The organism is Candidatus Hinthialibacter antarcticus, from assembly GCA_030765645.1.
Taxonomy (GTDB): Bacteria; Hinthialibacterota; Hinthialibacteria; order Hinthialibacterales; family Hinthialibacteraceae; genus Hinthialibacter; species Hinthialibacter antarcticus.
Window position 1 is genome coordinate 1 of the sequence record JAVCCE010000035.1, and the last position, 26,276, is coordinate 26,276.

General features: G+C 50.7%; 23 protein-coding genes. 6 read left to right on the forward strand and 17 right to left on the reverse strand.

All coding sequences use genetic code 11. From position 1 onward, the window contains the following. Positions 1–380: 380 nt before the first annotated feature. Positions 381–2,825: a right-handed parallel beta-helix repeat-containing protein gene (locus P9L94_08755; protein ID MDP8244155.1), complete on the forward strand. Its 2,445-nt coding sequence runs from the start codon at positions 381–383 to the stop codon at positions 2,823–2,825. A 159-nt stretch (positions 2,826–2,984) separates the two neighbouring features. Here the strand turns inward: P9L94_08755 and P9L94_08760 are convergent, their stop codons facing one another. The 5 genes from P9L94_08760 to P9L94_08780 form a co-directional block, all read right to left on the reverse strand. Beyond that, positions 2,985–3,884 (reverse strand): glycine betaine ABC transporter substrate-binding protein, encoded by a 900-nt coding sequence (locus tag P9L94_08760; GenBank protein ID MDP8244156.1) that lies wholly within the window; start codon positions 3,882–3,884, stop codon positions 2,985–2,987. Then, positions 3,874–4,521, reverse strand: a complete 648-nt coding sequence (locus tag P9L94_08765) for an ABC transporter permease (protein ID MDP8244157.1) — start codon at positions 4,519–4,521, stop codon at positions 3,874–3,876. The genes P9L94_08760 and P9L94_08765 overlap by 11 nt, the downstream gene beginning before the upstream one ends. Then, on the reverse strand, positions 4,518–5,276 hold the full coding sequence (locus tag P9L94_08770; protein MDP8244158.1) for an ATP-binding cassette domain-containing protein: 759 nt from the start codon (positions 5,274–5,276) through the stop codon (positions 4,518–4,520). The genes P9L94_08765 and P9L94_08770 overlap by 4 nt, the downstream gene beginning before the upstream one ends. Before the next feature lie 11 nt (positions 5,277–5,287). Beyond that, entirely contained in the window at positions 5,288–6,097 is an 810-nt protein-coding gene (locus P9L94_08775) for a class I SAM-dependent methyltransferase (protein MDP8244159.1), read from the reverse strand. 71 nt (positions 6,098–6,168) lie between these two features. After that, positions 6,169–6,675: a MarR family winged helix-turn-helix transcriptional regulator gene (locus P9L94_08780; GenBank protein ID MDP8244160.1), complete on the reverse strand. Its 507-nt coding sequence runs from the start codon at positions 6,673–6,675 to the stop codon at positions 6,169–6,171. Between the two features lie 232 nt (positions 6,676–6,907). Here P9L94_08780 and P9L94_08785 point away from each other — a divergent pair, with 232 nt between their 5' ends. Continuing rightward, positions 6,908–8,038, forward strand: a complete 1,131-nt coding sequence (locus P9L94_08785; GenBank protein MDP8244161.1) for an alpha/beta hydrolase-fold protein — start codon at positions 6,908–6,910, stop codon at positions 8,036–8,038. Between the two features lie 125 nt (positions 8,039–8,163). Here P9L94_08785 and P9L94_08790 read toward each other — a convergent pair whose 3' ends face one another. Beyond that, complete coding sequence (locus P9L94_08790) at positions 8,164–9,672, reverse strand: glycoside hydrolase family 88 protein (GenBank protein ID MDP8244162.1); 1,509 nt, start codon at positions 9,670–9,672, stop codon at positions 8,164–8,166. Positions 9,673–9,833: 161 nt separating this feature from the next. Between P9L94_08790 and P9L94_08795 the strand changes: the two genes are divergently transcribed. Next, positions 9,834–10,799, forward strand: a complete 966-nt coding sequence (locus P9L94_08795) for a hypothetical protein (GenBank protein MDP8244163.1) — start codon at positions 9,834–9,836, stop codon at positions 10,797–10,799. A 220-nt stretch (positions 10,800–11,019) separates the two neighbouring features. Here P9L94_08795 and P9L94_08800 read toward each other — a convergent pair whose 3' ends face one another. From P9L94_08800 to P9L94_08845, 10 genes are all read right to left on the reverse strand, one after another. Further along, on the reverse strand, positions 11,020–11,286 hold the full coding sequence (locus P9L94_08800; protein MDP8244164.1) for a F0F1 ATP synthase subunit epsilon: 267 nt from the start codon (positions 11,284–11,286) through the stop codon (positions 11,020–11,022). 28 nt (positions 11,287–11,314) lie between these two features. Beyond that, positions 11,315–12,721, reverse strand: coding sequence for a F0F1 ATP synthase subunit beta (atpD, locus tag P9L94_08805; GenBank protein ID MDP8244165.1), 1,407 nt, complete (start codon positions 12,719–12,721; stop codon positions 11,315–11,317). An 81-nt stretch (positions 12,722–12,802) separates the two neighbouring features. Continuing rightward, a complete protein-coding gene (atpG, locus tag P9L94_08810; protein ID MDP8244166.1) occupies positions 12,803–13,669 on the reverse strand; it encodes an ATP synthase F1 subunit gamma in 867 nt (288 codons plus the stop codon). Between the two features lie 22 nt (positions 13,670–13,691). Further along, positions 13,692–15,203 carry a F0F1 ATP synthase subunit alpha gene (atpA, locus tag P9L94_08815; GenBank protein MDP8244167.1) on the reverse strand — a complete coding sequence of 504 codons (1,512 nt, stop codon included), beginning with the start codon at positions 15,201–15,203 and terminating at the stop codon, positions 13,692–13,694. 42 nt (positions 15,204–15,245) lie between these two features. Next, positions 15,246–15,803 carry an ATP synthase F1 subunit delta gene (atpH, locus tag P9L94_08820; GenBank protein ID MDP8244168.1) on the reverse strand — a complete coding sequence of 186 codons (558 nt, stop codon included), beginning with the start codon at positions 15,801–15,803 and terminating at the stop codon, positions 15,246–15,248. Between the two features lie 3 nt (positions 15,804–15,806). Then, entirely contained in the window at positions 15,807–16,349 is a 543-nt protein-coding gene (gene atpF / locus P9L94_08825; protein MDP8244169.1) for a F0F1 ATP synthase subunit B, read from the reverse strand. Positions 16,350–16,393: 44 nt separating this feature from the next. Next, entirely contained in the window at positions 16,394–16,639 is a 246-nt protein-coding gene (atpE, locus tag P9L94_08830; GenBank protein MDP8244170.1) for an ATP synthase F0 subunit C, read from the reverse strand. 92 nt (positions 16,640–16,731) lie between these two features. After that, positions 16,732–17,604: a F0F1 ATP synthase subunit A gene (gene atpB, locus P9L94_08835; protein MDP8244171.1), complete on the reverse strand. Its 873-nt coding sequence runs from the start codon at positions 17,602–17,604 to the stop codon at positions 16,732–16,734. Then, entirely contained in the window at positions 17,604–17,999 is a 396-nt protein-coding gene (locus tag P9L94_08840; protein MDP8244172.1) for a hypothetical protein, read from the reverse strand. Before P9L94_08840 ends, atpB begins: the two co-directional genes overlap by 1 nt. After that, positions 17,980–18,240: an AtpZ/AtpI family protein gene (locus P9L94_08845; GenBank protein ID MDP8244173.1), complete on the reverse strand. Its 261-nt coding sequence runs from the start codon at positions 18,238–18,240 to the stop codon at positions 17,980–17,982. Before P9L94_08845 ends, P9L94_08840 begins: the two co-directional genes overlap by 20 nt. A 299-nt stretch (positions 18,241–18,539) precedes the next feature. Here P9L94_08845 and P9L94_08850 point away from each other — a divergent pair, with 299 nt between their 5' ends. Then, positions 18,540–20,075: a radical SAM protein gene (locus tag P9L94_08850; protein ID MDP8244174.1), complete on the forward strand. Its 1,536-nt coding sequence runs from the start codon at positions 18,540–18,542 to the stop codon at positions 20,073–20,075. 258 nt (positions 20,076–20,333) lie between these two features. Here P9L94_08850 and P9L94_08855 read toward each other — a convergent pair whose 3' ends face one another. Then, positions 20,334–22,844 (reverse strand): prolyl oligopeptidase family serine peptidase, encoded by a 2,511-nt coding sequence (locus tag P9L94_08855; GenBank protein ID MDP8244175.1) that lies wholly within the window; start codon positions 22,842–22,844, stop codon positions 20,334–20,336. Between the two features lie 436 nt (positions 22,845–23,280). Here P9L94_08855 and P9L94_08860 point away from each other — a divergent pair, with 436 nt between their 5' ends. Both P9L94_08860 and P9L94_08865 read left to right on the forward strand, forming a co-directional pair. Next, on the forward strand, positions 23,281–23,886 hold the full coding sequence (locus tag P9L94_08860; GenBank protein MDP8244176.1) for a prepilin-type N-terminal cleavage/methylation domain-containing protein: 606 nt from the start codon (positions 23,281–23,283) through the stop codon (positions 23,884–23,886). Between the two features lie 500 nt (positions 23,887–24,386). Continuing rightward, positions 24,387–26,246, forward strand: a complete 1,860-nt coding sequence (locus P9L94_08865; GenBank protein ID MDP8244177.1) for a glycosyltransferase — start codon at positions 24,387–24,389, stop codon at positions 26,244–26,246. Positions 26,247–26,276: the final 30 nt, after the last annotated feature.

Sequence of the window (26,276 nt, forward strand, 5' to 3'; positions counted from 1 at the left end):
ACGGCGCTGAAAGCGCCAGGGGGATTTCAAAACAGCACAAATAAAGCGATACATTCAAACAATATTTCAAGGGCTGGCTTCATTTTATTCAGCCTTGCCCTTGCCACCCCTTAAGTCAATGACATTGGCACTGAAGCGAGCAGAGTTGTACCCATGCCACATGCAGAAAAATCTCAATTCAATTTATGAGAAAGCATCCAATTTACGAAAGAACATCAATTTTTGATATAAATTGGCGCTGGCGCCAGCGATAACATATTCATTAAGTGTTTTATTGTGAACTCATTAATATGCAACGCCGACTTTATACTGGTGCGCGGCTCTGATACCGTTGGAAGTCGGCTTACAACAAAACTTACAGAAAAACCTCAGGGGCGCAAATGAACTTAAATCATCTCATGCGGGGCATTATTTTACTTACGCTATTCATCACATTCCCTGGCTCCACCCGGGCCGCAGAATTTTTCATCTCACTCGATGGCAAAGACAATCAGTCTGGAACCCTCGAACAACCGTTTTTAACGATGGCGCCTGCCCTGAATCACATTGAGAAAAACGCAGGCAAAGATAATGTCACTATCTATTTTCGGGAAGGAACCTACCACCTCAACGCCCCCGTCGTTTTACAGCCAAAACATTCAGGGTCTGACAATGGCGAAATTCTGTTTACCAATTGGCAAGACGAAGCAGTCACCATCAGCGGCGGGTTTGAGATGGAACTCGACTGGTCGCGAAACCAGGACGGCGCCTATCAAGCAAACGTGGACGCACAATTTGATGAACTCTATGTGAACAACCAGCGCTACCGCATGGCGCGTTTTCCAAACTTTGATCCAAACGCGAAATTCTTCGGCGGTACATCAAAAGAAGCGATCTCGCCTGACCAAATCAAAACGTGGGCAAACCCAATCGGCGGCTATCTTCACGCGCTACATGAAGGCATGTGGGGCAGCAAGCACTACCAAATCGAAGGCGTCAACAACGATGATTCACTGCAACTAAGAGGCGGCTGGCAAGAAAACCGTGGCGGCGGCTTTGACGACCACTATCGCGGCGGCTATCACAAAGACCATCTGTTTGTTGAGAACATCCAGGAAGAACTCGACGCCCCTGGCGAATGGTTTTATGACGGGGCGTCAAGTATGCTCTATGTGATTCCACGCAATGATGATGACCTGAATTCAGCAACAGTCATTGCAACCCGGTTACATGAATTGATTCAACTGCAAGGAACTGAAGACAGCCCAATCAAGAACATACATTTTAAAAACCTGAAATTTCAATACACATCGCGAATTTTCATGCAGCCGTATGAACGCTTGCTGCGCGGCGACTGGTCAATCGCCCGGCTGTCAGCGCTTCGGCTCAAGAATACAGAAGATTGCTCGGTTTCAAATTGTGAATTCACCAACCTGGGCGGCAACGCGGTCTTTCTTGATGGATACAACCGCCAGGCGCAGGTCATCAATAATTACTTTAAAAATATCGGCGAGAGTGCAATCTGCATCATTGGCGATTTTGACGCAGTACGCTCTCCAGCAATCAGCTACAGCAATACGCTGCCGCAAGACGAGATCGACCTGACGCCGGGACCGAAATCAAACCAATATCCAGTTCAATGTTTGATTGAAGGCAATTTGATTCACGACATTGGAACGATCGGCAAACAAACTGCGGGCGTGATCGTCTCAATGGCGGAAGAGATCACCATTCGCCATAACACAATTTTTAATATTCCCCGCGCGGCGATTTGCATCAACGACGGTTGTTGGGGCGGGCATATCATTGAATATAACGACGCGTTCGACACCGTGCGCGAGTCGGGCGACCACGGGCCGTTCAACAGTTGGGGGCGCGACCGCTTTTGGAAAACCTCCTACAACGGCGGCAGAGATATCGAGCCCTTCGCCAAAGAGCGCGCCTTGCTCGACAATTACAAAACGACTCACATTCGATTGAACCGCTTCGCCCACGACGCAGGCCACTCATGGGGCATCGACCTGGATGACGGTTCCAGCAATTACCATGTCTACAAAAATTTATGCATCGGCATGGGCGTGAAACTGCGCGAAGGGTTCTACCGCCGGGTTGAGAACAACGTAATCATTAATGGATTCGGCGGGTTTCACATTTGGTTCCCTGGCTGCGACGATGTGATTGAACGCAATATCTTCGTCAGCGACAAGCCCTATCAATTCATCCGCGCCAACCCGTCTTACGCAAAATCATTCGACAACAATCTGTTTTTCAACAATGGCGACGCGCCTATGGTGACCGGTGTCGGCGATCCGATGGCCATCAACGCATGGCAAAAAAAAGGGTTCGATAAAAACTCGCTGGTCGCCGATCCAAAATTCATCAACCCAAGCGCGGGCGATTACCGCGTCAAAGACGACTCGCCAGCAATCAAACTGGGGTTTGAAAATTTCCCCATGGACCGCTTTGGCGTAACCCGTGATGACTTTAAAACTATCGTAGACAATTACCGACAGGCGCATCCTCAGAACAAAAATTCTGGCGATATTGCCGCTAAGAGAAAACCGAATCCCCAGCGGTTCCTTGGCGCCGCCATCGACAATTTAATTGGCAAAGACCAGATGTCAGCGGCGGGAATGATCAAAGAGGCGGGCGTACGATTTGTCGCCGTCCCCACTGAGAGCGAAGCCTATCGTTTGGGCGTTCGAGAAGGCGATGTCTTGATTCACATTAACAATACCGAAATCGAAACCGTATCCGACTGCCTGCGCGTCTACAAAAACACAAGCGAACAAAACGTGACCTTTACTTTGCATAATGCAACTGAAAGGACGATTCGCGTTAGATAAGAAGCAGAGTTTTATAGCGTGGGTGCAACTCTGTGAGCGCCTGTGCGAAAGGGCCTGAAAGCCCGCACCGAAGCGAAGCGAGTTGTAGCCATGCCACATACAACCACTATTAAAAAGTATCCAATTTACGGAAGAACCGAAAAATCGTCAAGTTTATATTTAATTCATCGTCGCCAAAAACTCTTTGGCGACCGACTTGGGGGCAACCTTATGTTCATCAACTTGAAGGTTGAGTTCCTGCATGGTTTGGTTATCTAACGAACCCGCCAATTGGGACAGCAAGCCTTTCAACTCAGGGTGGAGATCGAACACAGCGGTCCGCGCCACTGGCGCGGCGTAATAGGGCGGAAAGAAATGCAGATCATCCTCCAACGCAACCAAATCATAAACAGAAATGCGCCCATCCGTTGAGAATCCACAAATCACATCGACATTGTTGTTGGCGATCGCCTCATACATTAGCCCCGGCTCTAAATCAACAACCTTTGCGAATGGTAGGCCATATTGTTCCCGTAACTGGGGCCACCCGTCTTGGCGTTCCATAAACTCCGCCGTAAAGCCAGCAGTCAATTCTCCCGCGAACGATTGCAGGCCGCTGATGGATTTCACGTTCCATTTTTCAGCGTCTTCACGTCGGACAGTAATGGTGTATGTATTATTCAATCCAAACGCAGGCAACCATTCACATTGAAATTCTTCGAGATATTTTTGTTGAACAAATTTGAACGTCCGCGTCGCATCCTGTATGGTATTTTGGCCCAGTACATTCATGTAGGCAGTGCCCGTGTATTCAGGATAGAGATCAATCTCGCCTGCGAGCAACGCCTGATGGCAGACCATTGTTCCTCCCAGGTTCCATTTGCGAACGACCTTTAGTTTCGTATTTTGTTCGATCATTTGCGCAATGATTTCACCGAGAATGATCTGCTCGGTAAAATTTTTACAGCCAAGTACCACCGTCTGGCTGCGATCAATTCCACATTGAGACAACAGCAAAACACACACGCAAATCAATCCGCAGAAAGTGTACGCGCGGGCCGCCAGAATTTTAGATTTCATTATCTTTCTTCCATGAGACAGAATGTTCAATCGCGCCAATCGCCTTATCTAAAAGAATCGCCAGAATTCCCGCAGGGACGGCGCCCAATAAAATCAGGCGCGTATTGTTCATCGACAGGCCCCGGTTGATAAAATCACCCAGACCGCCAGCGCCAATAAACGCCGAGAGGGTTGCGATGCCGACGCAAATCACGGCGGCGGTGCGAATCCCGGCGATGATGGTGGGCAACGCAGTCGGCAACTCAATGAGCCATAGACGTTGCGAACGCGAAAACCCCAATCCATCGGCGGCTTCGAGTATCGCATCGTCAATTTCATTCATTCCAGTGTAGGTATTTCTTGCAATCGGCAATAGCGCATAGAGGATTAACGCAACCAGAGCCGGAGCGACGCCGATCCCGAGAAATGGAAGAAGAAACGCCAGCATAGCTAAGCTGGGGATGGTTTGAATAATGCCCGCAATCGTAAAGAAAACCTTGCGAACCGTCCGGTTACGCACAGCCAACACGCCAGCAGGCACTCCAATGAAAACAGCGCCGAAGACGGCGCCGCAAGAAAGAATAATATGTTCGCCCGTTTTTTGTCCAAGGTCGGGCAAGCGCTCTACGATGAAACGAAAGAGAGATTCATCCATCATTCATTTCCTTGCACCAACTGTAGTTGCCGTTTGGGTTTTTCAAACAACTCGCGTACAAATTCCGTGGCGGGAGACTGCATCAATTCATTGGGAACGCCAATTTGATCTATGCGACCGTGGTTCATCACTGCAATCCGGTCAGCCAACGTAAGCGCTTCAAACAAATCATGCGTTACAAAGACGATGGTCTTGGCCATGCGGAGCCTGATTTTCATCAACTCTTGCTGCAAATCGTCGCGGGTAATCGCATCCAGTGCGCCAAACGGTTCATCCATGAGCAAATAGTCAGGGTCCGCCGCCAACGCGCGCGCAACGCCGACCCTCTGTTTTTGACCGCCCGAGAGTTCGTTTGGATAGCGCTTGGCGTATTGCTCGGGGTCTAAACCGACGATGCCTAACCATTCGAACGCCTTGTCTTTTCGTTCGAAGGCTGATCGCCCCTGTAGCCGCAGCACGATTGAAACATTGTCTTCAACCGTTAGATGAGGAAATAATCCAATCCCTTGAAACACATATCCCATCGAACGCCGCAACGCAACAGGATCAACCGTCTTGATGTCGCGCCCGTCGACTTCGATTAAACCACTCGACGGCAGAACCAAACCATTGATCATTTTTAAGGTCGTGGTCTTGCCGCAGCCGGAAGAACCCAGAAGGACAAGCGTTTCGCCCTTATGGATTTCAAGACAGAGGTCTCGAACAACAAACTCTCCGTCTTCACTGAAGGATTTACATACATTTGTCAAACAGATCATTCAGGCGAAACTCAAGCCATCTCAGCGAGCCAGGCTCTGGGGATGTCCGCCAGTTTCTGGGCGACAATAGCGTAGTAATACAAAGGTGAATTGTCGGTCGCCACCCGGTGTTGATATTTTTCTTGCACATGAATCGACACGATATCGTTGTCAATCATCTTTTTAAACAGCCGGGAAAACCCGGAGCTGTCTTTTCCGCTCAAAAACAGGTCTTTGATGTTAAACGCAATCCAACCTTCTTTTGAAATTAAATTAAACGCCCGCGCATACGCCAGCGGAGGCAAATCATCGAAGCCCAGCGCGGCGACCGAGACCAAACTGTTTAGTTTATACATCAAGATATCTTCTTCGATACTCTCAGGGATATCGGTCAAATCAATCGCAAAATAATCGTCATATACGTTGGGGCGGTCGCGATAGGCGGCCAATTTGGCTTCAATCAAAATATCAACGCCAACCACAAAGGAAACGCCATGCTGCTTCATTAATTCGCCGACCATTCCGTTTCCTGAGCCAATTTCAAGCACACGCAACTGATCTTCCGACAAACCGCGCTTTCTGATCTCATCAAAGAAAAAATCACATACGGTTTCCGGCGAACAACAACGCAGGTGATCATAAAAAATTTTCTCGTAGAGGCCTGGAATCGAATAAATTTCATCATAGTCGTGAAAGCGGATGCGCTTTTCAACGCCGTCTAATGAAATCGTGCAAAATTCTTCATCTTGGGTAAACTTTTTATCGGGAAAATCAACGCCAATGTCATCGCTGACTTCAAGAAACACATCGGTGTCTGTGCCTGTAGCATTATCGACAATCATTTCATCACTCCCTTACTGGCTTAATCTTTAACATCTTATTTTATTCGTGCACGAAGTATATTAGAAAAAAATCACCCGAACTCTTCATCCAACGGCTGTGTGATTGCACCCGAAGTCAGAATCGGCGATGCTTCGATTTCTTTTGCTTCCATCATTGACGCAATCCGCTGCAGCGAAGACAACAACGTGTTCTGCTCCCATTCCTCTAATTTCACAAACTCGCTGACAAAGCGTTCCTGAAGAGGAGACGGCGCGTTTTTTAGGACTTCTTGACCCAGCGGCGTCAGGGAAACGAATACTTGCCGCTTGTCTTGAGAACTTCTTTTTCTCTCGATAAATACGCGCTTTTCCAGCCGATTGATAATTTCTGTCGTTGTCGCGTTGCTTAAATGAATTCGCTTGGCAATATCGCCCGCCGAACTTGAACCGTCTCCACTCAAGTGCTGCATTAAAAGCAACTGCGGGCCAGTGATTCCATAATTGCGAACGAGGTCTTTCGAATGGAGGTCAATCGCGCGGGTAATTCGACGAATCGCAACAAGCACGTTATTACAAATTGGATTTTTTTGATCTGGCATTCATGTGACCTCAATAACAGTATACAGTTTTTCGTGTACGAAATAAAGTAGAGATACATTTTTCACACTGTAAATCCTGGATTTGATGCGCCAGCCGGTGTTTTTATTAACGTAAAACATAAAAATGAAACATCAAAGCGCTCTGCTTTACGATAAACTACCTGAACATGGCATTCATATTATGACATAATCCACTGATTGAGATAATTCAATGAAAGATAGGATATTTAATATGTTTCTCATTCGATCTTCACGATTAAGTATTGTTTTTGGCTGTATTCTATCGCTTTTTCTAGTAATGGCTTCTCATGCGCAACCGCGCGGCCCGCAAGTGGTTTCACCGGAAGTCAGTGAAGACGGGCAGGTCGCATTTCGCATCCTCGCGCCGAATGCGACCTCGGTCAAACTCAATGGCGGCGATATCCCCGGTTTAGACCAGGGCGCAGACTTAACCAAAAATGACGAGGGCGTTTGGGAAGTCTCCATGAGAATCGCCCCCGGCGCCTACCGCTACACATTCAATGTCGATGGGACTCCCGTTGTCGATCCACGCAACCCCACGGTCAGCGAATCAAACCAAAATGTCTGGAGCATGGTCTATGTTCCGGGCGCAGATTATATGGACGCGAATAACGTCCCGCACGGCGCCGTCTCAACCATCAATTATTATTCGTCATCGTTAGAACGCTTCCGCAGAATGCAAATCTATACGCCGCCGGGTTATGAATCCAATCAAGAGACATACCCCGTCTTTTATTTATTGCACGGCGCCTCCGACAGCGACGTAGCATGGACAACCGTTGGCCGGGCGGGCTTTATTCTCGACAACCTCATCGCCGCAAAAAAAGCCAAGCCGATGATCGTGGTCATGCCAGCCGGACACACAAATTCATCTCGCGGTTCTCGCGGTGAATTTGAAGAAGATTTCAATACTGATATTTTGCCGTACGTTGAGTCGCACTATCGCGTCTTGGCTGACCGCAATCATCGCGCCATTGCCGGGCTTTCGATGGGCGGCGCCCAGACGCTTAACATCTCCATTCCCCATTTAGACCAGTTTGCTTACATCGGCGTTTATAGTTCCGGCGTCTTTGGCCTGGCGGGCAACCGGGGCAACCGTCCAGCGCCGACTTTTGAAGAAGACCACAAAGAAATGCTCGCCAATGATGAATTAAAGAAAAGCGTAAAATTGTTCTGGTTCGCCACCGGCAAAGACGATTTTCTGATCGAAACCTCACGCGCCACCGTCGAACTGTTCAAGAAACATAAATTCGACGTGGTGTATAAAGAAACAGAAGGCGGACACACCTGGATCAACTGGCGCGAATACCTCAACGAATTCACGCCCCAATTGTTTCAATAACCGGAGAGATGAATACGGCGGCAACCGTGTTCAAAAAAAATAACATTCATACCACACAAAAACAAAGCGGGCGTTTGAGTGATCTCAGGCGTCCGCTTTTTCATTCCGTTTTGATCAAGACGAATCTATCCGCGCTCGTCCCAAAGTTCAGCAACCAGGCTTCCCATCAGGCCCATGCCCATTTGTTGGGTTGCGCGGTAGGGATTGCGCTGCAACGCCTCTCCGCCAACATTGCCTGGAGCAACGCCCGTCAACCAACCGTCAAGCGTAAGTTTTCTTTTGAGACCCTGTAACGCAAGACGAGACGCACTCAGATATTTGTCATCCACCCATCCACAACGCACCGCCGCCGCAATCGCCGCTGCAATGCCGGAGGTTCCCGATGTATCCGCTGGCGTAGTTGCATCATGTACAAAGGTGTGCCACAAGCCGTCATCGCGCTGGTATTGAACGATCCAATCCGCGCAGCGTTGGATTTCCTCAATGATATCATCAACGCCGGATTTACGCCCCGACGCTTCCAAGGTGCGCACCATGCCGATGTAGTACCAGCAGATCCCACGGCACCAATTCTGAAAATAATATTCGCCGGACTGCTTACGCCGCAAATAGAGTGAACCGTCATGCACCAATTCGCGAATGTGATATCGAATTTGATTGAGCGCTTCATCGACGAGGTCTTCATCGTTACGTTGTCGCCCGATCACAGCCAATGGATACGCGACCGTATAATTCGTTTCTGTAACGATGTTGCTCCCGTCGCTCATCACGCCGTCAGGACGGCGTTTTTCAAACCACTTCTTGATTGCAAAATCAATCGAGCGGTGGTCGGGGCGAACATGCGCCAGCGTCGACCAGGTCAGCGTGTTCTCCATCCCCGGAACATCAGGCGCCGTCTTACCTTCCGGCCAGATGAGGCGCTCAAAGTACACATCGAGTTGATCGTTGATTGCTTTTTGAAAACGCTTTTGCTTTGAGAACCGCGCCAGCATCCACAGGCCGTCCATCACCGCCCCGCTGCGCCAACAAAACTCGTTCAAACTTTCATACGACGCCATGCGTTGCAAGAATTGTTCGAGCCGGTCGGTCTCTTCCAATGGAACAAACAAATGCGGCATGAATGCAGGCGCGCGGCCAAACTCACTGGCTGGATCTGACACAAACCATAATGGAACGTCTCCAACCGATTGCCGTAATACGACGCCCTCTTTTATCACCGCAGCAAGATATTCATCTGCAATCGGCGCATCAATCGGCTGGAACAACGCGGGGTTGCGGATTTCAAATTTGGCAATCACCGTCTTGCTTTTTGCCAACAGCAGTTCGAGTTGTTTATTCTTACGATCACGAACACCGACCGTAATCCGAAACGACGCGTTGTTGATTGGCTTGTTGGTTGAAAACTGAATCTCCGCCGAGTTCCCTTCCCCTGCCGGGGGCGTAGAAAAAACTGACCACCCCATCATCACCTCAAGTTCACTTTTACTGTTCAACTGGTCGCCTCGAAAAACAGTCAGTCCGGCAATCCGAAGATACGGTTCGTTCTCATCTACTGAAACAGCAGCACGGGACCATGTCGCAGCCAATCCAGCCGCGCCCGCAATGAATGTTCGTCTCAGAATATCTTGTGTCATAGTTATTCCTCTCGCAATCCATACGCATCATGCTAAGCATTGAGTGTAAAGAAATTGCCCTGCTGCGTCTACACAATGAATGCAACCCTGCCATCCAACAAACCACTAAAAATCTTTAGGCGTACATGCAACAATAGCAAAAACGCTGCGGGAGAATTTCCATGACGCGAATACGCTATTTTGTTTGCTGCATTCTTACATTGACGATTCATGCAAGCGCAACGTCCGTTTCTATTGATGGAACCAATTGGAAAATTAATAACGCGATTACGCATCCAGGCGCGCCTGCCGAAGGTCTGTTGATGAATGTCCGCATGGTGAACAGCACCTTTGAAGACGCATCGAAACCCGACTTTGATTCGACGACAAATACAGACCAATTTTTGTCAAAGATACCTGAATACAAATCGTATGAAGTCCGCGCAATTACGCTGAACTTACAAGGCGGGTTCCCTGGTTACGAAGGCGCAGTCAATTCCGCGTTTCGCCCCAACGGCGCGTTGAAAAAACCTTACATGAAACGCATCAAGCGTGTGATTGATGAATGCGACAAGCAAGGCATGGTGGTCATACTGGGATTGTTTTATCAGCGGCAAGACCAGATTCTAAACGATGCAGAGGCGGTCAAGCGCGCTGTCGTCAACGCGATGAAATGGATTCAAGAAAACAAGATAACGAATGTCGCCATCGAAATCGCCAATGAATATGACCATAATGGATTTGACCATCATCAGATTAAATCGGCTACAGGCGAGTTAGAACTCATCCGCCTCGCGAAGAAAACCGCGCCCAATCTCCTCGTCTCGACCAGCGGTTTGGGCCACGGCAGAATGGACGCAATGATCGCCGAAGAAGCCGATTTCATTCTGATCCATTTCAATGGAACCAAAATCGAAGACATTCCATCACGCATTCAAGCCTTCAAAAAATTCAACAAGCCCATTGTCTGTAACGAAGACGACAAGTTAGGCGAGACCGCCGCGCAGGCATTACGCGCCAGCGTTGAAAACGGCTGTTCGTGGGGATTCATGCACAAAGAATTAAACCAATACAGCCCGTTTGAATTTAACGGCGCCGCTGATGACCCGATTGTGTATGAGGCGTTTAAGAAGGCAGCGGGGAAGTAACGGTTTGGGGATGTCTTCTCTTCGCTTCAGTTCAGTAGGGTGGGGTGGGATGAATGCAATGAATCCCACCGTGGCATAACGGTAGGTTTTTATTGGTGGGTTTCGCTTCGCTCAACGCCACCCTACTTGAAATGTTGGGAGCAGGCGAGGATGAGGGCAAACAAAAAAAGCGGGTAGAGAATTTCTCCACCCGCTTTCGCTAAATTTTATGGAATGCCTGCTACTTCTTTTCTTCGATACTTTCCGTCAACAAAACCGCTTCGCCGCCGGAGACTTCCAATACGCCGCCGTCAACCACAAAATTATGGACCTCATCGTCGCTCACGCGGACCATCAAATCCCCTTTGGTCAACGTGGTGAGATAAGGCGCGTGATGGGCCATGATTCCAACCGAACCCTCATACGCCGGCGCCATAACGGACACAACCTCGCCCTCGAACAGCGTGGCTTCGTGAGACAAAACGCGGAATATATATGTTGACGCCATAATTCGTTTAGGCTCTCAATCTTCGTGTCTAGGCCGCAGCCATTTTCTTCGCGTTGTCGACGACTTCATCCAACGTTCCGCACATATAGAACGCTTGCTCAGGCAGCTCGTCCATCTCGCCTCGGGCAATTTTGCCAAACGCTTCGATGGAGTCAGCGACTTTAACGTAACGGCCTTCGCGTCCAGTGAACTGCTCCGCAACAAAGAACGGCTGCGACAAAAAGCGCTGAATTTTGCGCGCGCGCTGCACGGAAATCTTATCTTCGTCTGAAAGTTCATCCATACCGAGAATCGCGATGATGTCCTGCAAATCTTTATACCGTTGCAAGACCTCTTGTACGTCGCGGGCGGTGTTGTAATGGTCTTCGCCGAGAATGCGCGGGTCCATGATTCGCGAGGTCGAGTCAAGCGGATCGACCGCCGGGTAAATGCCCAGTTCCGCGATTTGACGCGAAAGAACCGACGTCGCGTCCAGGTGAGAAAAGGCCGCCGCAGGAGCCGGATCGGTCAAGTCATCGGCAGGGACGTAAATCGCCTGGACGGAAGTGATCGAACCTTTTTTGGTCGAGGTAATACGCTCTTGCAAGGCGCCCATTTCGGTACTCAGCGTCGGCTGATAACCAACGGCGGAAGGCATACGTCCGAGGAGAGCGGACACTTCAGAACCCGCTTGCGTAAAGCGGAAGATGTTATCAATAAAGAGCAACACGTCCTGACCGCGGTCGTCGCGGAAATATTCGGCCATCGTCAACGCAGAAAGCGCAACCCGCTGACGCGCTCCAGGCGGTTCATTCATCTGGCCGAAGACCAACGCGGTACGGTCAATAACGCCGGACTCATTCATTTCGAGCCACAAGTCATTTCCTTCGCGGGTACGTTCGCCCACGCCGCCGAACACCGACACGCCGCCGTGTTCCGCCGCGATATTACGGATGAGTTCCATGATAACGACGGTCTTGCCAACGCCCGCGCCGCCGAAGAGGCCGACTTTTCCACCTTTGGAATAGGGAGCAAGCAAGTCAATAACTTTGATGCCCGTTTCAAAAATTTCCGCGACGGGAACTTGCTCTTCAAATGAAGGGGCCGCGCGGTGAATGGGGTGGCGGTTTTCAACGTCAGCAACATCGCCCTTGCCGTCAATCGGGTTGCCGAGCAGGTTAAACATGCGCCCCAGCACCTGATCGCCCACCGGTACGGAAATCGGCTTGCCAGTATCCGTCACCTTCATGCCGCGAACCAAGCCGTCCGTCGACGCCATCGCTACGCACCGCACCATGTTGTTGCCGGTGTGCTGCGCCACTTCGACGGTCAAATGGATGCCTCTTTCTTCGTCTTCAATCAGAAGAGCGTTGAGCATATTGGGCAGATGATCGGGGTGGAATTCAACGTCCACTGTGGGGCCAATCACCTGGCGGACTTCTCCGACGTTCGACATTGTGTTGCCTCTCTTTTTATTCCCGCCGCGCGGGATGCTTCGTTTCAATCTCTCCCCAAAAGGAGAGAACCGGGTGTTCGTTTAGCCAGACAGCGCGTTGGCGCCGCTAACGATTTCGAGAATTTCCGTCGTGATTGAGGTCTGTCGCGCCTTGTTCATGTCAAGCGTCAGCGTGTCAATCAATTCACGGCAGTTGGTATTCGCCGCCGCCATCGCCATCATGCGCGCCTGGTGTTCAGCGGCGAATGCGTCCACGAACGTGAACAATAATTTCGTTTCGAGAAACTTCGGCAGCAATTGTTTCAACAGCGTTAGCGGGTCCGGTTCAAAAATATAATCAATCGGGGCCGACGCGCCGCCGCTGCTTGGAGCCAGTTCATCCTGCTTGAGCGGCAACAGTAGTTCATGATGAGGCCGATAATTCATCGCGCTGATCGCACGGTTGCAAACCAATTCGACTGCGTCATATTCGCCGCTCAAAAACAGGTCGCGCAGCTCGCGGGCAATTTCAAGAACCCGGGGAACGTCTACATTACCGCTAAAATCTTCATACGACTTGCAAATAGGAAACCCTTGTCGACGAATGGCGCTGGCGGCGCGTTTACCTACAATATAGAATGTTCCGTTTTCGACGGCTTTCGCCCTGTCGATTGCGTATCGAGAAATTGTGTTGTTGAAAGCGCCGCACAGCCCGCGGTCAGATGAAAACACAACCATCAAGCGCTTTTTGACTTCACGGTTTTCTAAGAGCGGCTGCCCTTCCGAACCGACAGAGTTGACCAGATTGGCGACCAACTGCTGTAAGCGCTCAACATACGGACGCGCCTTATCACGGCGTTCGTGAGTGCGGCGCATCTTGGATGCGGCGACCGAACGCATGGCGCGGGTAATCAGTTGTGTGTTCTTCACCGTACGGATGCGGCGGCGAAGGTCTTTTAACGACGGCATTGTTCGTATCCCGTCCTAGAATTTACGCTGTTTGAAACTGCTCTTTATACTTTGTGATTGCTTCGTTTAACTTTTCGACCGCATCATCATCCACAATTTTCTTTTCTTCAATCGAATGGATGACGTCGCCGTAACCCTTCTCAACAAACGCAAACAAGCCTTCTTCAAACTTGCGCACGTCATGCGTATCGAGAGAATCTAAGAAACCGTGGGCGCCCGCAAAAATAATGACGACTTGCTGGGCAAGCGTCTTAGGCGCGTATTGGTTTTGTTTGAGCAACTCAGTCATGCGCTCGCCGCGAATCAGCTGGGCCTGGGTCGCCTTATCAAGGTCAGAACCAAACTGCGCAAACGCCGCCAATTCACGATACTGGGCCAGATCGAGGCGCAGACGGCCTGCGACCGATTTCATCGCTTTGGTCTGCGCGTTTCCACCGACGCGGGACACGGAAAGTCCGACATTGATCGCTGGCTTAACGCCCGCGTAGAACAAGTCAGGTTCCAGATAAATCTGTCCATCGGTAATCGAAATGACGTTGGTTGGAATGTATGCGGAAACGTCGCCCGCCTGAGTTTCGATAATGGGAAGCGCGGTCAAAGAACCGCCGCTTTTTTCATCGCTGAGTTTTGCGGCGCGTTCTAACAAACGGCTGTGCAAGTAGAAAACGTCGCCAGGATACGCTTCGCGTCCGGGAGGACGGCGTAAGAGCAAAGACAACTGGCGATAAGCCGCCGCGTGTTTGGAAAGATCGTCATATACAACCAACACAGAGCGCCCGCTGTACATGAAATATTCGCCCATCGCACAACCAGCGTAAGGGGCGATATATTGCAGCGAGGCGGACTGTTCCGCCGTCGAAGAAACAATCGTGGTGTATTCCATCGCGCCGTTTTTCTTTAATACTTCCGCTACAGCGGCGACGCTGGAAGCTTTTTGACCAATAGCGACGTAAATACAGAAAACGTCGGCGCCTTTTTGATTGATGATGGCGTCGATTGCGACGGCCGTCTTGCCCGTGCCTCGGTCGCCAATAATCAATTCGCGCTGACCGCGTCCGATTGGAATCATCGAATCGATCGCTTTTATTCCCGTCATCAACGGTTCCTTAACGGGCTGGCGATCAAGTACGCCCGGCGCCATTGATTCAACGGTGCGGAACTCGGTCGATGCGATGGGGCCGTCGCCGTCGATTGGCTCGCCCAGCGCGTTGACCACGCGGCCAATCACGCCTTCGCCAACGGGAACCGACGCAATGCGTCCGGTGCGTTTGACGATATCGCCTTCTTTAATGCCCCGGTCAGAACCGAACAAAGCGGCGCCAACGGAGTTTTCTTCCAAGTTCAATACCATGCCCATCAGGCCGCCGGGAAATTCCAGCAACTCGCCGGACATGGCTTCTTCTAATCCATAAATCGTAGCGATGCCGTCGCCGACTTTCAGGACGCTGCCAACCGTCTCCATCTTGAGATCGGTTTCAAATGCCGACAGTTCCCGTTCAAGAACCGACGTGATTTCTTCCGGTCGCAAAGCCATCGTTTTCGCCTCTCCGTCAGTGGTTCACTCTATGGCGCAGCGTTAAGACGCCAATCGCGCCAAGGACATCCGGCGCCGCAAATCGACCAACTGCGACTGAATGGTCGCATCAATCAGCGTGTCGCCAAACTGTACCCGTACGCCCCCGACAATTGTGGGATCGACCTTGAATTGCATGATAAACTTTCGTTCGCAATAGGCGTCCAGTTTTTGTCGCAGGGTATCTTTTTCTTCATCCGACAACTCGACCGCAGTCGTTACTAAGCCTTCAGTAACGCCGCCTTCTTTTTCCACGAGCCGCTCGAACTCATCAAGGATGTCGATCAAATGGTCTAGTCGTCCGCGCCGCAACAATAGCAAGAGAAAATACATGAACAATTCAGAGCTATTGTTCTGAAATGCGTCGCGAATCATCTTGCGCTTATCGTCCGCGCGAAACTGCGGGCCTTCTAGAAACACCTTAAAACGGGATTGGGACAATATCAATTCGCGCAACGACAACGCTTCGCTCAGCGCGTCGTCTAACGAGACATTGTGCTTACCTGCGGCGGCCAACAAGGCTGACGCATAGTTTTTGGAAACGTCCGGGTCCCGCTCCACGCTCTAGTTCCTTTCGATCCGATTCAAGAAGTCGCCGATCAGGCTGCGTTGCTTCTCGTCATCGAGCCGTTCTTTGATCAGGTGTTCAGAGGCCATGATCGTCATATTGACAATGTCGGCCTTGAGTTCTTCGCGGGCCTTTTGGATTTCATACTGGACGTTCTGCCTGGCTTTTTCCAGCAGCGCTTCCGCATCCGCATGGCCCTTCTCGCGAATTCCATCCGCCGTACGCTTGCCTTCGTTGAGAAGTTCCAGCATTTTCTGGCGGGACTCCTCTTCGATGCCGCGCAGCCGCGCAGAAATCGCTTCCTGGTCTTTCTCTGATTGAAGGCGCACATCCTCGGCGCGCTTCAAATCTGCATCAATCGCGTTGCGACGCTCATCAATGATGTTCATGATGGGACCAAACGCAAACAGCTTCAATATCCAAAATACAATAAGGAAGCAGACAATATGCGTAATGATCTGCGCGTACAAAGGCGGACCTCCGCCGGACGCGCCAACGACCGCAACGCTTTGAACCGTCTGAAGAATCGAACTGATCACAATAACTACTCCTTCCGCTGCTGGTGGTTTAATTCAGGAGCGAATTAGAATCCAGCCAGTGACGCGAAGAAGTTGGAGATCAGCGCATAAATCGTCAACGCTTCGATAAACGCAGCGCCGATGATCATTGCCGTTTGAATGCGCCCGGCGGCTTCGGGTTGACGCGCCATGGCTTCCATTGCTTTGCCAACGGCCATACCCAAACCGATACCCGAACCAATCGCGGCAATACCAACACCCAAGTGGTAGGCGCCTTGTGACGTAATCATGCTGGCTACTTGCTCTTCCATGCTATCCTCCTAGCATTTTACCGAACTATGGACGGCGTTATTTTATCGTCCTGATGCCGACGCAACGCGCCGACGACATTTCTAAATTGTAATCAATGGTGTTCTTCGTGCGGCAACACCATTGAAATATACACAGTCGCCAATAATGAAAAAACTAAAGCCTGAATCGTCCCTAACAACATCGACAAGAACACAAACGGCAAGTGCAGCGGGATGCCGACTGGCGACATGGGAATCAGGGCGACAACCATTTGCACACCTAAAATCAGGGCGATTCCCAGCAGCATGTCTTCGCCGAAGATGTTACCAAAAAGTCGGCAAGCCAGACTCAGCGGCTTAATAAATTCTTCCATAATATGCAGCGGCAAAAACAGCGGCACTAGCCCCCACCCAACGGCGTCTTTCGGTTCGCCCATCAGGTGATAAAAATACTTCGCAGGACCGAGACGGGTCAGCGCAGCAAATTGAACATATAAAAACACGCAAATCGCGAGTGCGCTGGTGACGGCAAAACTCGAAGTCGGCGACTTCATCAACGGAATCAGGCCGAACCAGTTCATCGTAAAAATGAAGAGAAACAGGCTGCCGATAAATGGAAAATAGCGCCGCCCTTCTTTTTCACCCAGAATTCCAGTCACGATACCGAGCAGGGCTTCAATAATCAATTCAGCGCACGCCTGCAAGCGCCCAGGAATAATCGAACATTTGCGCGTCGCCGTGTAGAAAAACGCTGCGATGGCGGCAATCGCCAGAATAATAAAGATTTGGTTTTCAAAATACCGCATCAATTCGATGAATTGATTATGAGGAAAATACACATGAAGCGCATGGACAAAGTTAGGCAGTTCAGGAATCGCGGCGGCCTCTTGACCGTGGCTCGCGCTTTCAGCAGCGTGCTCAACGGCATGCCCGGCTTCTTCTGATGCTTGAATGACCGCAAACCATAAGGTACTTGCGACGTTCATCAATCAACCTCGACTTTTGTTTCTGCGGCGGTTTCAGTCGGCCCGGCTTCTCTTCCGCCCCGCAACGATTCGAGCAAGACAAAAAGAAACGGAACCTGAAATGCTGCAAGCGCCGGAAGCAGCGCCACTTTCATCGTCAACAAAATAAACGCGCCCAATCCATAAAACACGGGCAGTTTAACAAGTATGTACAAAAAAATTCGGAATGATCGGCAAGGCCCCATTGCCTCTTCGATCAGACTCTTTAATAACCACAAATTAACCGCTGATGCTAGGCCGCCAAACAAACATCCAAAAGCGGCGTCTAATCCAAAAACCGGCCAAGCCAACAGCGACAGAATAATAATCGCGCCGAGTGAATTCGCCACAACCTGGTTAATGTCTTTCGGAGTCACTCTTCTTCTCCAACTGGTCAATCAACCGGCGAATCACAAAATATGTTTGTCGAAATCCTGAAAACATTCCCAAAAATAAAAAAGGAATTTTTAACCAAGTCAAGCCAAAATAATCATCCAGCCAGCGTCCAATCATAAAAAACGCGATGGGATACAAAGCCAGAAACACCGGAATAAAAGAGGCTTGCCCGGCGATGCGAACCCAATTGGGTTCATCATCCTGTAATTTATTTGTGGACATTTTGTCCAACGAATCTCTCTTCAGGCCAATAACAAAGCAGTCCTAAAGAAACTGTCTTATGAGATTGATAATCCTACTAATACGTCGGGGCAGTGTCAACGCCTACTCACAAAACTTGGATATATTTATGACTAAATTTAGGTTCTTAGTCAATTTAACCAAAAAGACATGCTGCTACTACAATGAGATTATCGTGAAACAACGCGGTTTCTCATTCACAGAATCAAAAAACGCTATACTCTTCCATAGAATTAGCAACCACTTCCATGAAAGATAAATACCCGTAACCTTATAAAAATATGGGACTTAAAGAGAAAATTGCCCACGAGAAGCACCTGCTTGCCTACCCCGAGACGCCGCATGGCCCGCTGGGGATGATCTACCCCAATGTGTATGGCGTCGGCATGGCGTGTCTTGGCTTTCAACAAATTTATCGCTTGTTTCAAGAATCAGGCATTGCCGCCGAGCGAATTTTTTTTGATAAAAAAGGGCGCGAAACGCGCAGTTTGAACAATCAAATCCCGCTTTTTCGGTTCCCCTATCTGGCGACATCATATACCTACGAGCTCGACATCATTCATTTGTTGCAGATGATGATTCGCGGCGGCGTCGAACCGCTATGGCAAGACCGCAGCGAAGGTTCCCCTATATTAATCGTCGGAGGCCAAGCCTCGACGGCGAATGTACGTGTGGTCTCGCGCATCGCAGACATCATCGTCATTGGCGAAGGCGAGCGCGTTGTTTCGACGCTCGCTCAAACTCTGATCGAAGCCCAAGGGCTTCCGCGCATGGACGTGCTCACCCGCGTCGCAGAGCGCGTGCCCAATGTGTTTGTCCCTGCGGTGCATGAAGTCTACGATCCCACGGTCCACACCGCCCACTCGATGGATGAGATCGACGAAGTCGATTGCCACTCGATCATGCTGGCTCCCGACGATGAATTCGGCGGGGCGTTTTTGCTTGAAGTTTCGCGCGGCTGCATGTACCGCTGCAAATTTTGCATCGTCCATTACATGAACGGCTCGGCGCGTTACCGCAACTACGATAAGTTAATCGGCGTTCTTGAGCGCTATCAGAACGATTACCACAAAGTCGGCCTATTGGGCGCCGCAGTCGCAGACCATCCGCAAGTGGAAGAGATCACCGAATGGCTGCTCACGCGCGGCAAGCAGGTTTCAACCTCGTCCCTTCGCGCAGAACGCATCACTGAGCGCTTTCTCGATTTGCTCAAAGCAGCCGGACAACACAACATCACCGTCGCGCCGGAGACGGGCAGCATCGAAAGCCGTAAGCGCATGAGAAAAGGCGTGAAGGACGAGAAGTACATCCGGCTGGCGGAATGGGCGGGCAAACGGCGCTTTCCCAGCATGAAATTGTATTTCGTCATTGGAACGCCCGAATCAGAGCCAATGCAGGAAGCCAGCGACATCATCGAGTTCGGCAAAAAAATGAACGACGCCTTCACCAAATCAGGCGGCGGGCGGCTGACGATTACCGTATCCCCGTTTGTACCAAAGCCGACCACCCCTTGGGCGGACGGTGGGCTGTGGGAACCCAAGGTCGTCAAAAAAGCCTCGCGCATCATCCGCAAGGAACTCGCGTTTCGTAACAACGTGCGCGTCCCGCCGGTGAATGTCAAAGAGGCGCGCGCGGAAACCGTCTTGTCATGGTCTGGCGCCGAATTGACCGACGAACTCTTGCGGCTCGCCCACGGCGAACTCTCGCTTGAAAACGCATTTAAAGATTTTGACTTTGCCTCGCTCGACCGTAACGCCGAGACCAGCGCCCTGCCCCACGCCTCCACGCTGAAATATCTGGCGAAAGCAAGAGGGTGATGTATAAAATCCCCCCCCAAGTTGAGGGAGGTTTACCCCGTAGGATGAGTTCTTAACCCATCAGAAGCAAAAAGGGCGCAGCACGCTGCGCCCCTACAATGAATCCTCTTACAAATTAGCCCAATGTAGGGTGGGATGAATGCAATGAATCCCACCGTGGCATAACGCTAGGTTTTCATTGGTGGGTTTCGCTTCGCTCAACACCACCCTACTTGATAAGCCTGTCTTCATCGTTTCTATGATTCCGGTGAAACGTTTTTAATCATCCTGAAACACAAACTCGCCGGATTCAACTCCCCAGTCCATGCCGAAGAAACCTGCGGCGACGATGCCCTCAGCGCCGTCTTTCAGATAACCAGGCGTTAAGACCGTCACATCAGGATACCCGACGCCGGATGTGAAATAGGGGCAGCGGTCGGTCAACTTCATCCCGACAAGACCCGAGCCAGACACAACCGCGACGCTGGCGAGTTTGCTATCCTGGCGGGGATACATAAACAAACAAGCCAAGTCGCTGCCTTGAATCTCTCTTGCCCCGATTGTCACTGAGCCGTTATTGACTTGTACAGGGCAATCGGCAAGCAATTTCTTCCACGCCAAGTTTGAATTTGCGTTGCCATATAGAACGACATTGCGGTCAGGATAATCGGCGGGGTCAAATTCATTATCGGCGATGACAGGTACGGAGGCGTTGCCGCGATACCAAAACTGTTCGGCGTCATAGCGCGCTTTGTTAAACGCCCATTGGCTTTGCCCCGACGAACCGCGCGTTCCATAAACAAACACCATCCGGTTACGAAACGCCTGTTTAAACGGCCCATAGCGGTGCGGCCCTTTGTCGGCTTTTGAGAACTTGTCAACGACAGACCATTCGCCCTCTTGCTTTTCAAGATTGACGGTTTCGCTCCAAGGCCAACGAATGTCCGCGATTTCCTGCTGGTCCAATGAAACCATCAATGCCCCATTTGGAGGCAACACGCTGACGTCCAACGACAAGCGGCTGACGTTCTTCGTCTCGCCGACAAAGCGGCGTTTGTAGGGATCAAACTGAATATCAATGGCGCTCGGCTCAAGCATCTTTTCTTGAGCGAAGATTGTCGCCCAATGGTTTTTCGCTGAGACGCCGGGGTTCACCGTCGTAAAACTGGCGCGGCGAACCTGCTCGCTTGACGGCAGCGCATGACGGGCGAAAAAGTCAAACATCGGCGCCCAATCGACGCAATCCGCGCCATTCTCATCAGAGAGGTTCCACCAGTGGCCTTGTCCAGGTTCTTCGTGATAAACGAAGTCGCGATGAAAACCGCTCAGCTCTTCGACCATCGTTTGCGCTTGTGACGCGGGCACGTTGTCGTCCGCGCCGCCGTGGAGAATATAGACGCCCTCTTGCGCATAATTATGTTTCATCGCCAGCGTGTCGCTGGCGTTTGATGAACGCTGGATGAGTTTTCCGATTTCGGTTTCAGGCTCGCGGCTGCCGCGCCCTACATAGGAGAAGAAACTGATCCAGCCCGCGCTGGGCGCGATGGCGGCGAATTGGTCGGGGAAATGCACGCCGACTTGCCAGGTTCCATGACCGCCCATCGAGTGTCCGGTCAAGTAAGTTCGCGCGGGATCGGTATGAAGCGTTTGTTTCGCAATGCCAAGCACTTCGAGCGCATCCATGCGGCCCCATTCTTCCCAATCGAACCCATACGGACGGCGGTTGGTCGGCGCCACGATATGCGCCCAGGTCTTGCTTGAATAAGCATTGGCTTGATTGATGGCTTCGACGCTGGCGCCGTGAAGCGACAACACCAACGCCGGGTCGCGCCAACCGCCCGGCAACCGGTTCGCTGGTTGGACTGCATAATATTGTACGCTGCCGTCAATATCGCTAATGAAAGTGCGCTTGCGGCTTTGCGTCGGTTCGCGTATATCTAGGGTCAACTCTTTGAAGTCACGCCGCGATAATCCATTGTCCGACTCCATCAACAGTTCAATCTGTAGTTTCTGTTTTCCTGGTTGTACGGGAGCATCGCTAATGATTCGAAACGGAACTTTCGCTGCGCTCATCGGTTGGATGGGCGGCGCGGGAGTCAATGTACTCCCGCCTTGTTCGAGCGAGGCGCGAATGAACAAACCTCTCATCTGCTTGCGCATGGGTTGAATCACGATGATTCCGCCCCAAACGTCAACGTCTTCCCCGACGACGAGATCAGGCAACGTCATATCACGATCATTCAATTGAAGGATGTTCGATGGAGTAACAAGAGAGGCCTTTAAGCGCCCGCGGCTGCATTGAAATAAGAACTCATTGTCGCCTTGATTCAAACGCACCGGCAAGAATGAATAGCCGTATCCATACACATCGCCCATGCGCGGTACCTGATTCACGTAGACCATCGAATGGCCCGACCCATTCAACAGCATCATTCGATCACTGTCTGAATGAACATTCACGGAGATATAGCCGCGACGGCGCCCCGGCCCCTGAAACCAGCCGTCTTCATCGGCTTCAGTCTTTTGCCAGGTCGGTTCATCCGTCGCGCCAGTGATAAGAACGTCTCCTTCTTTGGGAGCCACCCACGTTCCAGTCACAATTTGATATTCAACCGGGTCCGTCCGAATCGCCGAGCGCCCGGATCGTCCCACCCGGTCAATACCAACGCCTTGCGTCAGTTGAATGGTTTCTTCTTCTGCGGTGTTCGCGGCAGATATCGTCAACGCCATACCGGTAATCAAAAGCAGATTAAACAATAAGTAACTCAAAGGGAAATTTTTTCGCGCCATTGTAGTCATGCCTTTATATTTAGTTAGAAAAACTAATTTATAGGGGTGGCATAAAAGAACGTCAACGGTTGGTTCGTTCATTTATTAAAAATGAGGTTCATCCGGTAATTGAATACCTACATTGATGGATGGTCATGTTTTTGATTTCAAAAACGTATTCCGGCGTATCAAAAATTGCCAAACAAGAATAGGTATGGGTGCAACTCTGGGAGCGCCTGTGCATAAGGGCCTGAAAGCCCGCACTGAAGCGAGCAGAGCTGTACCCATACCGAATGCAGAAAAAAAAGTATCCAACTATACGTGAGAACCCAAAATGAGTTCACCAAATAGAAATAAAATTCGATTAAGAGTTCATTACGATAGGCAAAGAATCAAAAATATTTTATGATAATTTATATTCTTACTATTAATCGAATGATGATTGGGGAGAAAGTTAATGAAACAATCCGGCTTTACTTTAATTGAGTTGTTAATCGTCGTAGCGATTATTGGCATCCTCGCGGCAATCGCTGTACCCAATTTTTTGAACGCGCAAATTCGCGCCAAAGTCGCCCGTTGCGTTTCAGACATGAAGACGCTTGAGACTGCATTGGAAATGTATCAAATGGATGCGGGCGACTATCCGCCTTATGGTGGTCAAACGCCGAATGTACGACGCTGGTATGTATTGACCAGCCCCATCGCTTATATCTCTTCGATACCGATAGATCCGTTTTTTTCAGACGCATCCGCAGACGCCGTCCAGTGGGGTTCGGCCTATGACATTACTCTCGTGAACGCCGCCAAAGACAATTACAACTGGGATTGTCTATGGGGCGCCCATTATCGTATTAACGCCTGGGGGCCTGACGCCCGCAACGACTGGGGCGGATGCCGCCAGAGCCGTGATGGAAGACAAGGGACCTTCGGTTGTCCGAACGGAATCCCCAATTTTCAATATCAGGTGTCGAACGGCCTTGTCAGCGACGGCGACATTGTGTGGCTTGGGCCAAAGACGGGTCGAAGAACCAGCCCTGATTGCAAAATCCGAAACGCCATCTAACGACAAACGAGTTCAATAATTTACTTCACAGTCTATCGGGGCGGGGAGAAATCTCCGCTCCATTTTTATAAAAAACGAGCGCTTCTCATTTTCGCGGCTCGTCGGGAGACTCGCCCTCCCCACGCTTCGGTCGCTAACGCTTCATCGCAATGACGCTATAGAAATTTTGGTTCATCTGGTACTTACATTGATGAATGGCCATAATTTTGTTTAAGAAAACGTATTCGGGCATATTGAAAATTGACGAACCAATCAGGCATGGGTGCAACTCTGGGAGCGCCTGCGCATAAGGGCCTGAAAGCCCGCACTGAAGCGAGCAGAGTTGTACCCATGCCACACACAGCGAAAGATCAAGTATTGATGAAGAGGCTTCTATAAATCTCAATTCTATTTGTGAAAAAGTATCCAAATACCGAAAGAACCGAAATTGCTGACAAGAATTTATATATTGAAGATCATCTTCCCTTTGCTGTTTGCAGCGAATTCGATAGAGTCAGAGCATGAACGACGCAACGCATCCCCCAACTGATGGCTGGCATTCTTATTCTCAACTTTCGCTTCCCTATCTGGCGGCGCATCAACAACTCCTCGAACTCACCGCCCCTGAACTATTGGCTCCCATAACAAAAGAACGCCCCAAACTCGCTACGCTCAAAGTGCAATATCAAAACGGCGCGGCTCAACAAGCGAGTTTTGATCAAGGCGACGCCATCGCACTACAACCCGGCGAAGAATTGATGCGAAAGTTTCAAACCAAAATTGATGAGATAAAAACCCAGTCGCCGCCCCTCATCGTTGTCGCCGGGCTGGGGACGTTCGCTGAATACCAATACCTGCAGCAGGCCGCCCAAGCGCTGCCGCAAACCATCATTCTATTGATTGACCGCGATCCGCTTGCGCTCACGGTCAACTTGGCGTTATTTGATTTCCGTTCCATTTTGCTCAGCGGCGCCTGGGTGTGGGCGGTGGGCGAGCCTCTGGCAGAAACCCTATTGAACCAAGTGAAAGCCCATTCACTTTTCATGACATTTACCAACAACATGGACATCGTCTTTGGCTCAAACGCGCAAGACGCAGCGACAGCCGAAGCCTACGTCCAAGCCTTTCAAACCTGTATCGGACAACTTGCCGAGCATTGCCAAACCTTGAATCAAGCGTCGCAAGAATTTCAGTCGAACATACAAACGCTTCCGAAACGCGCCGCAAAAGTTTGGTCGTCGGGCGCTATTTCTGAATATACGTCAACCCCCATATTGCGGGCGATCCATCGTGGACTGAGTTCCGTCGGCGTCGAGAGCGCTTTTACTCCGTTGCCGCGAGGGCGTACGCGAAAATTCGTCGAATATGAAGGGCTAGTTCGCGCACAACCGGACATCGTTCTGAGTTTAAACGACCCGTCTCACAGCGTGGTTCCTCAAGGAGAATTCCACCGGGCGGTCTGGGTGACCGACGACCCCACCATGCGCAAAAATCTCGATGCCTTTCCAACCTATGACGAAAACGAAGTCGTGTTTCACGCCGATCACGCATACCTGCCTGCTCTGATAAAGCAGGGCGCGATACGCACCGCCCACCTGCCAGTGTTTGCGTTATTGGAGCATGAAGGCAAACACAACGACGAGTATGCGTTTCCCATCACCTTCGTTGGCATGATCTGGAACCTCAATCCATTTTTAGAAAAAGTATCACCCAGCGACCGCGATTTGTTGCAAGAAGCCCATCAATATGCGCTCGTTTCAGGGACAGGCACCCTGGGCTTACGCGAATGGTGGGCGCAACGCGACCTCCCTGCGTCACTGCTGCAATCCGCGCAACGGTATTTCCAAGTCAGTGGACGCGTGTTTCGCGAAGACGCCGCCGCCCTGACCTATCTAACCTATATGCTGGATATGGATTGGCGCCGCCGCCGCATGGCCGAAGCGCTCTTGCCTTTAGGATTACACGTCTTCGGCAACCGCGACTGGTTATCGGTTCTCGGCGAGAAATATGCGAACCGCTATCATGGATTCGTCCCCTATGACCGCTTGGGCGACGTATACCGATCCGCGCAAATCGTGATCGGCGTCCACAGTTTGCAACTTCCCGGCAGCATCAATATCCGCGACTGTGACGTGCTGCGTGCAGGCGGGTGTTTTCTGACCGATTCAGTAAGCGGGATGAATGAACAAGCCATCCTGCCGGGCCGCGACTGCGAAGCAGCCAACACGCCGGAAGAATTTGTCGCGGCGGCGCACAAATTATTAAACCATGAAGACCGCCGCCAACAGTTACGTCAACAAGGAATGAAAACCATCGAATCGGGATTTCTCCCTCAGCACCGCGCCCAATTGATACTTGATGCGCTCAAGGTCTCATCATAAAAAAACCGGGCCGCAAAACGCAGCCCGGTT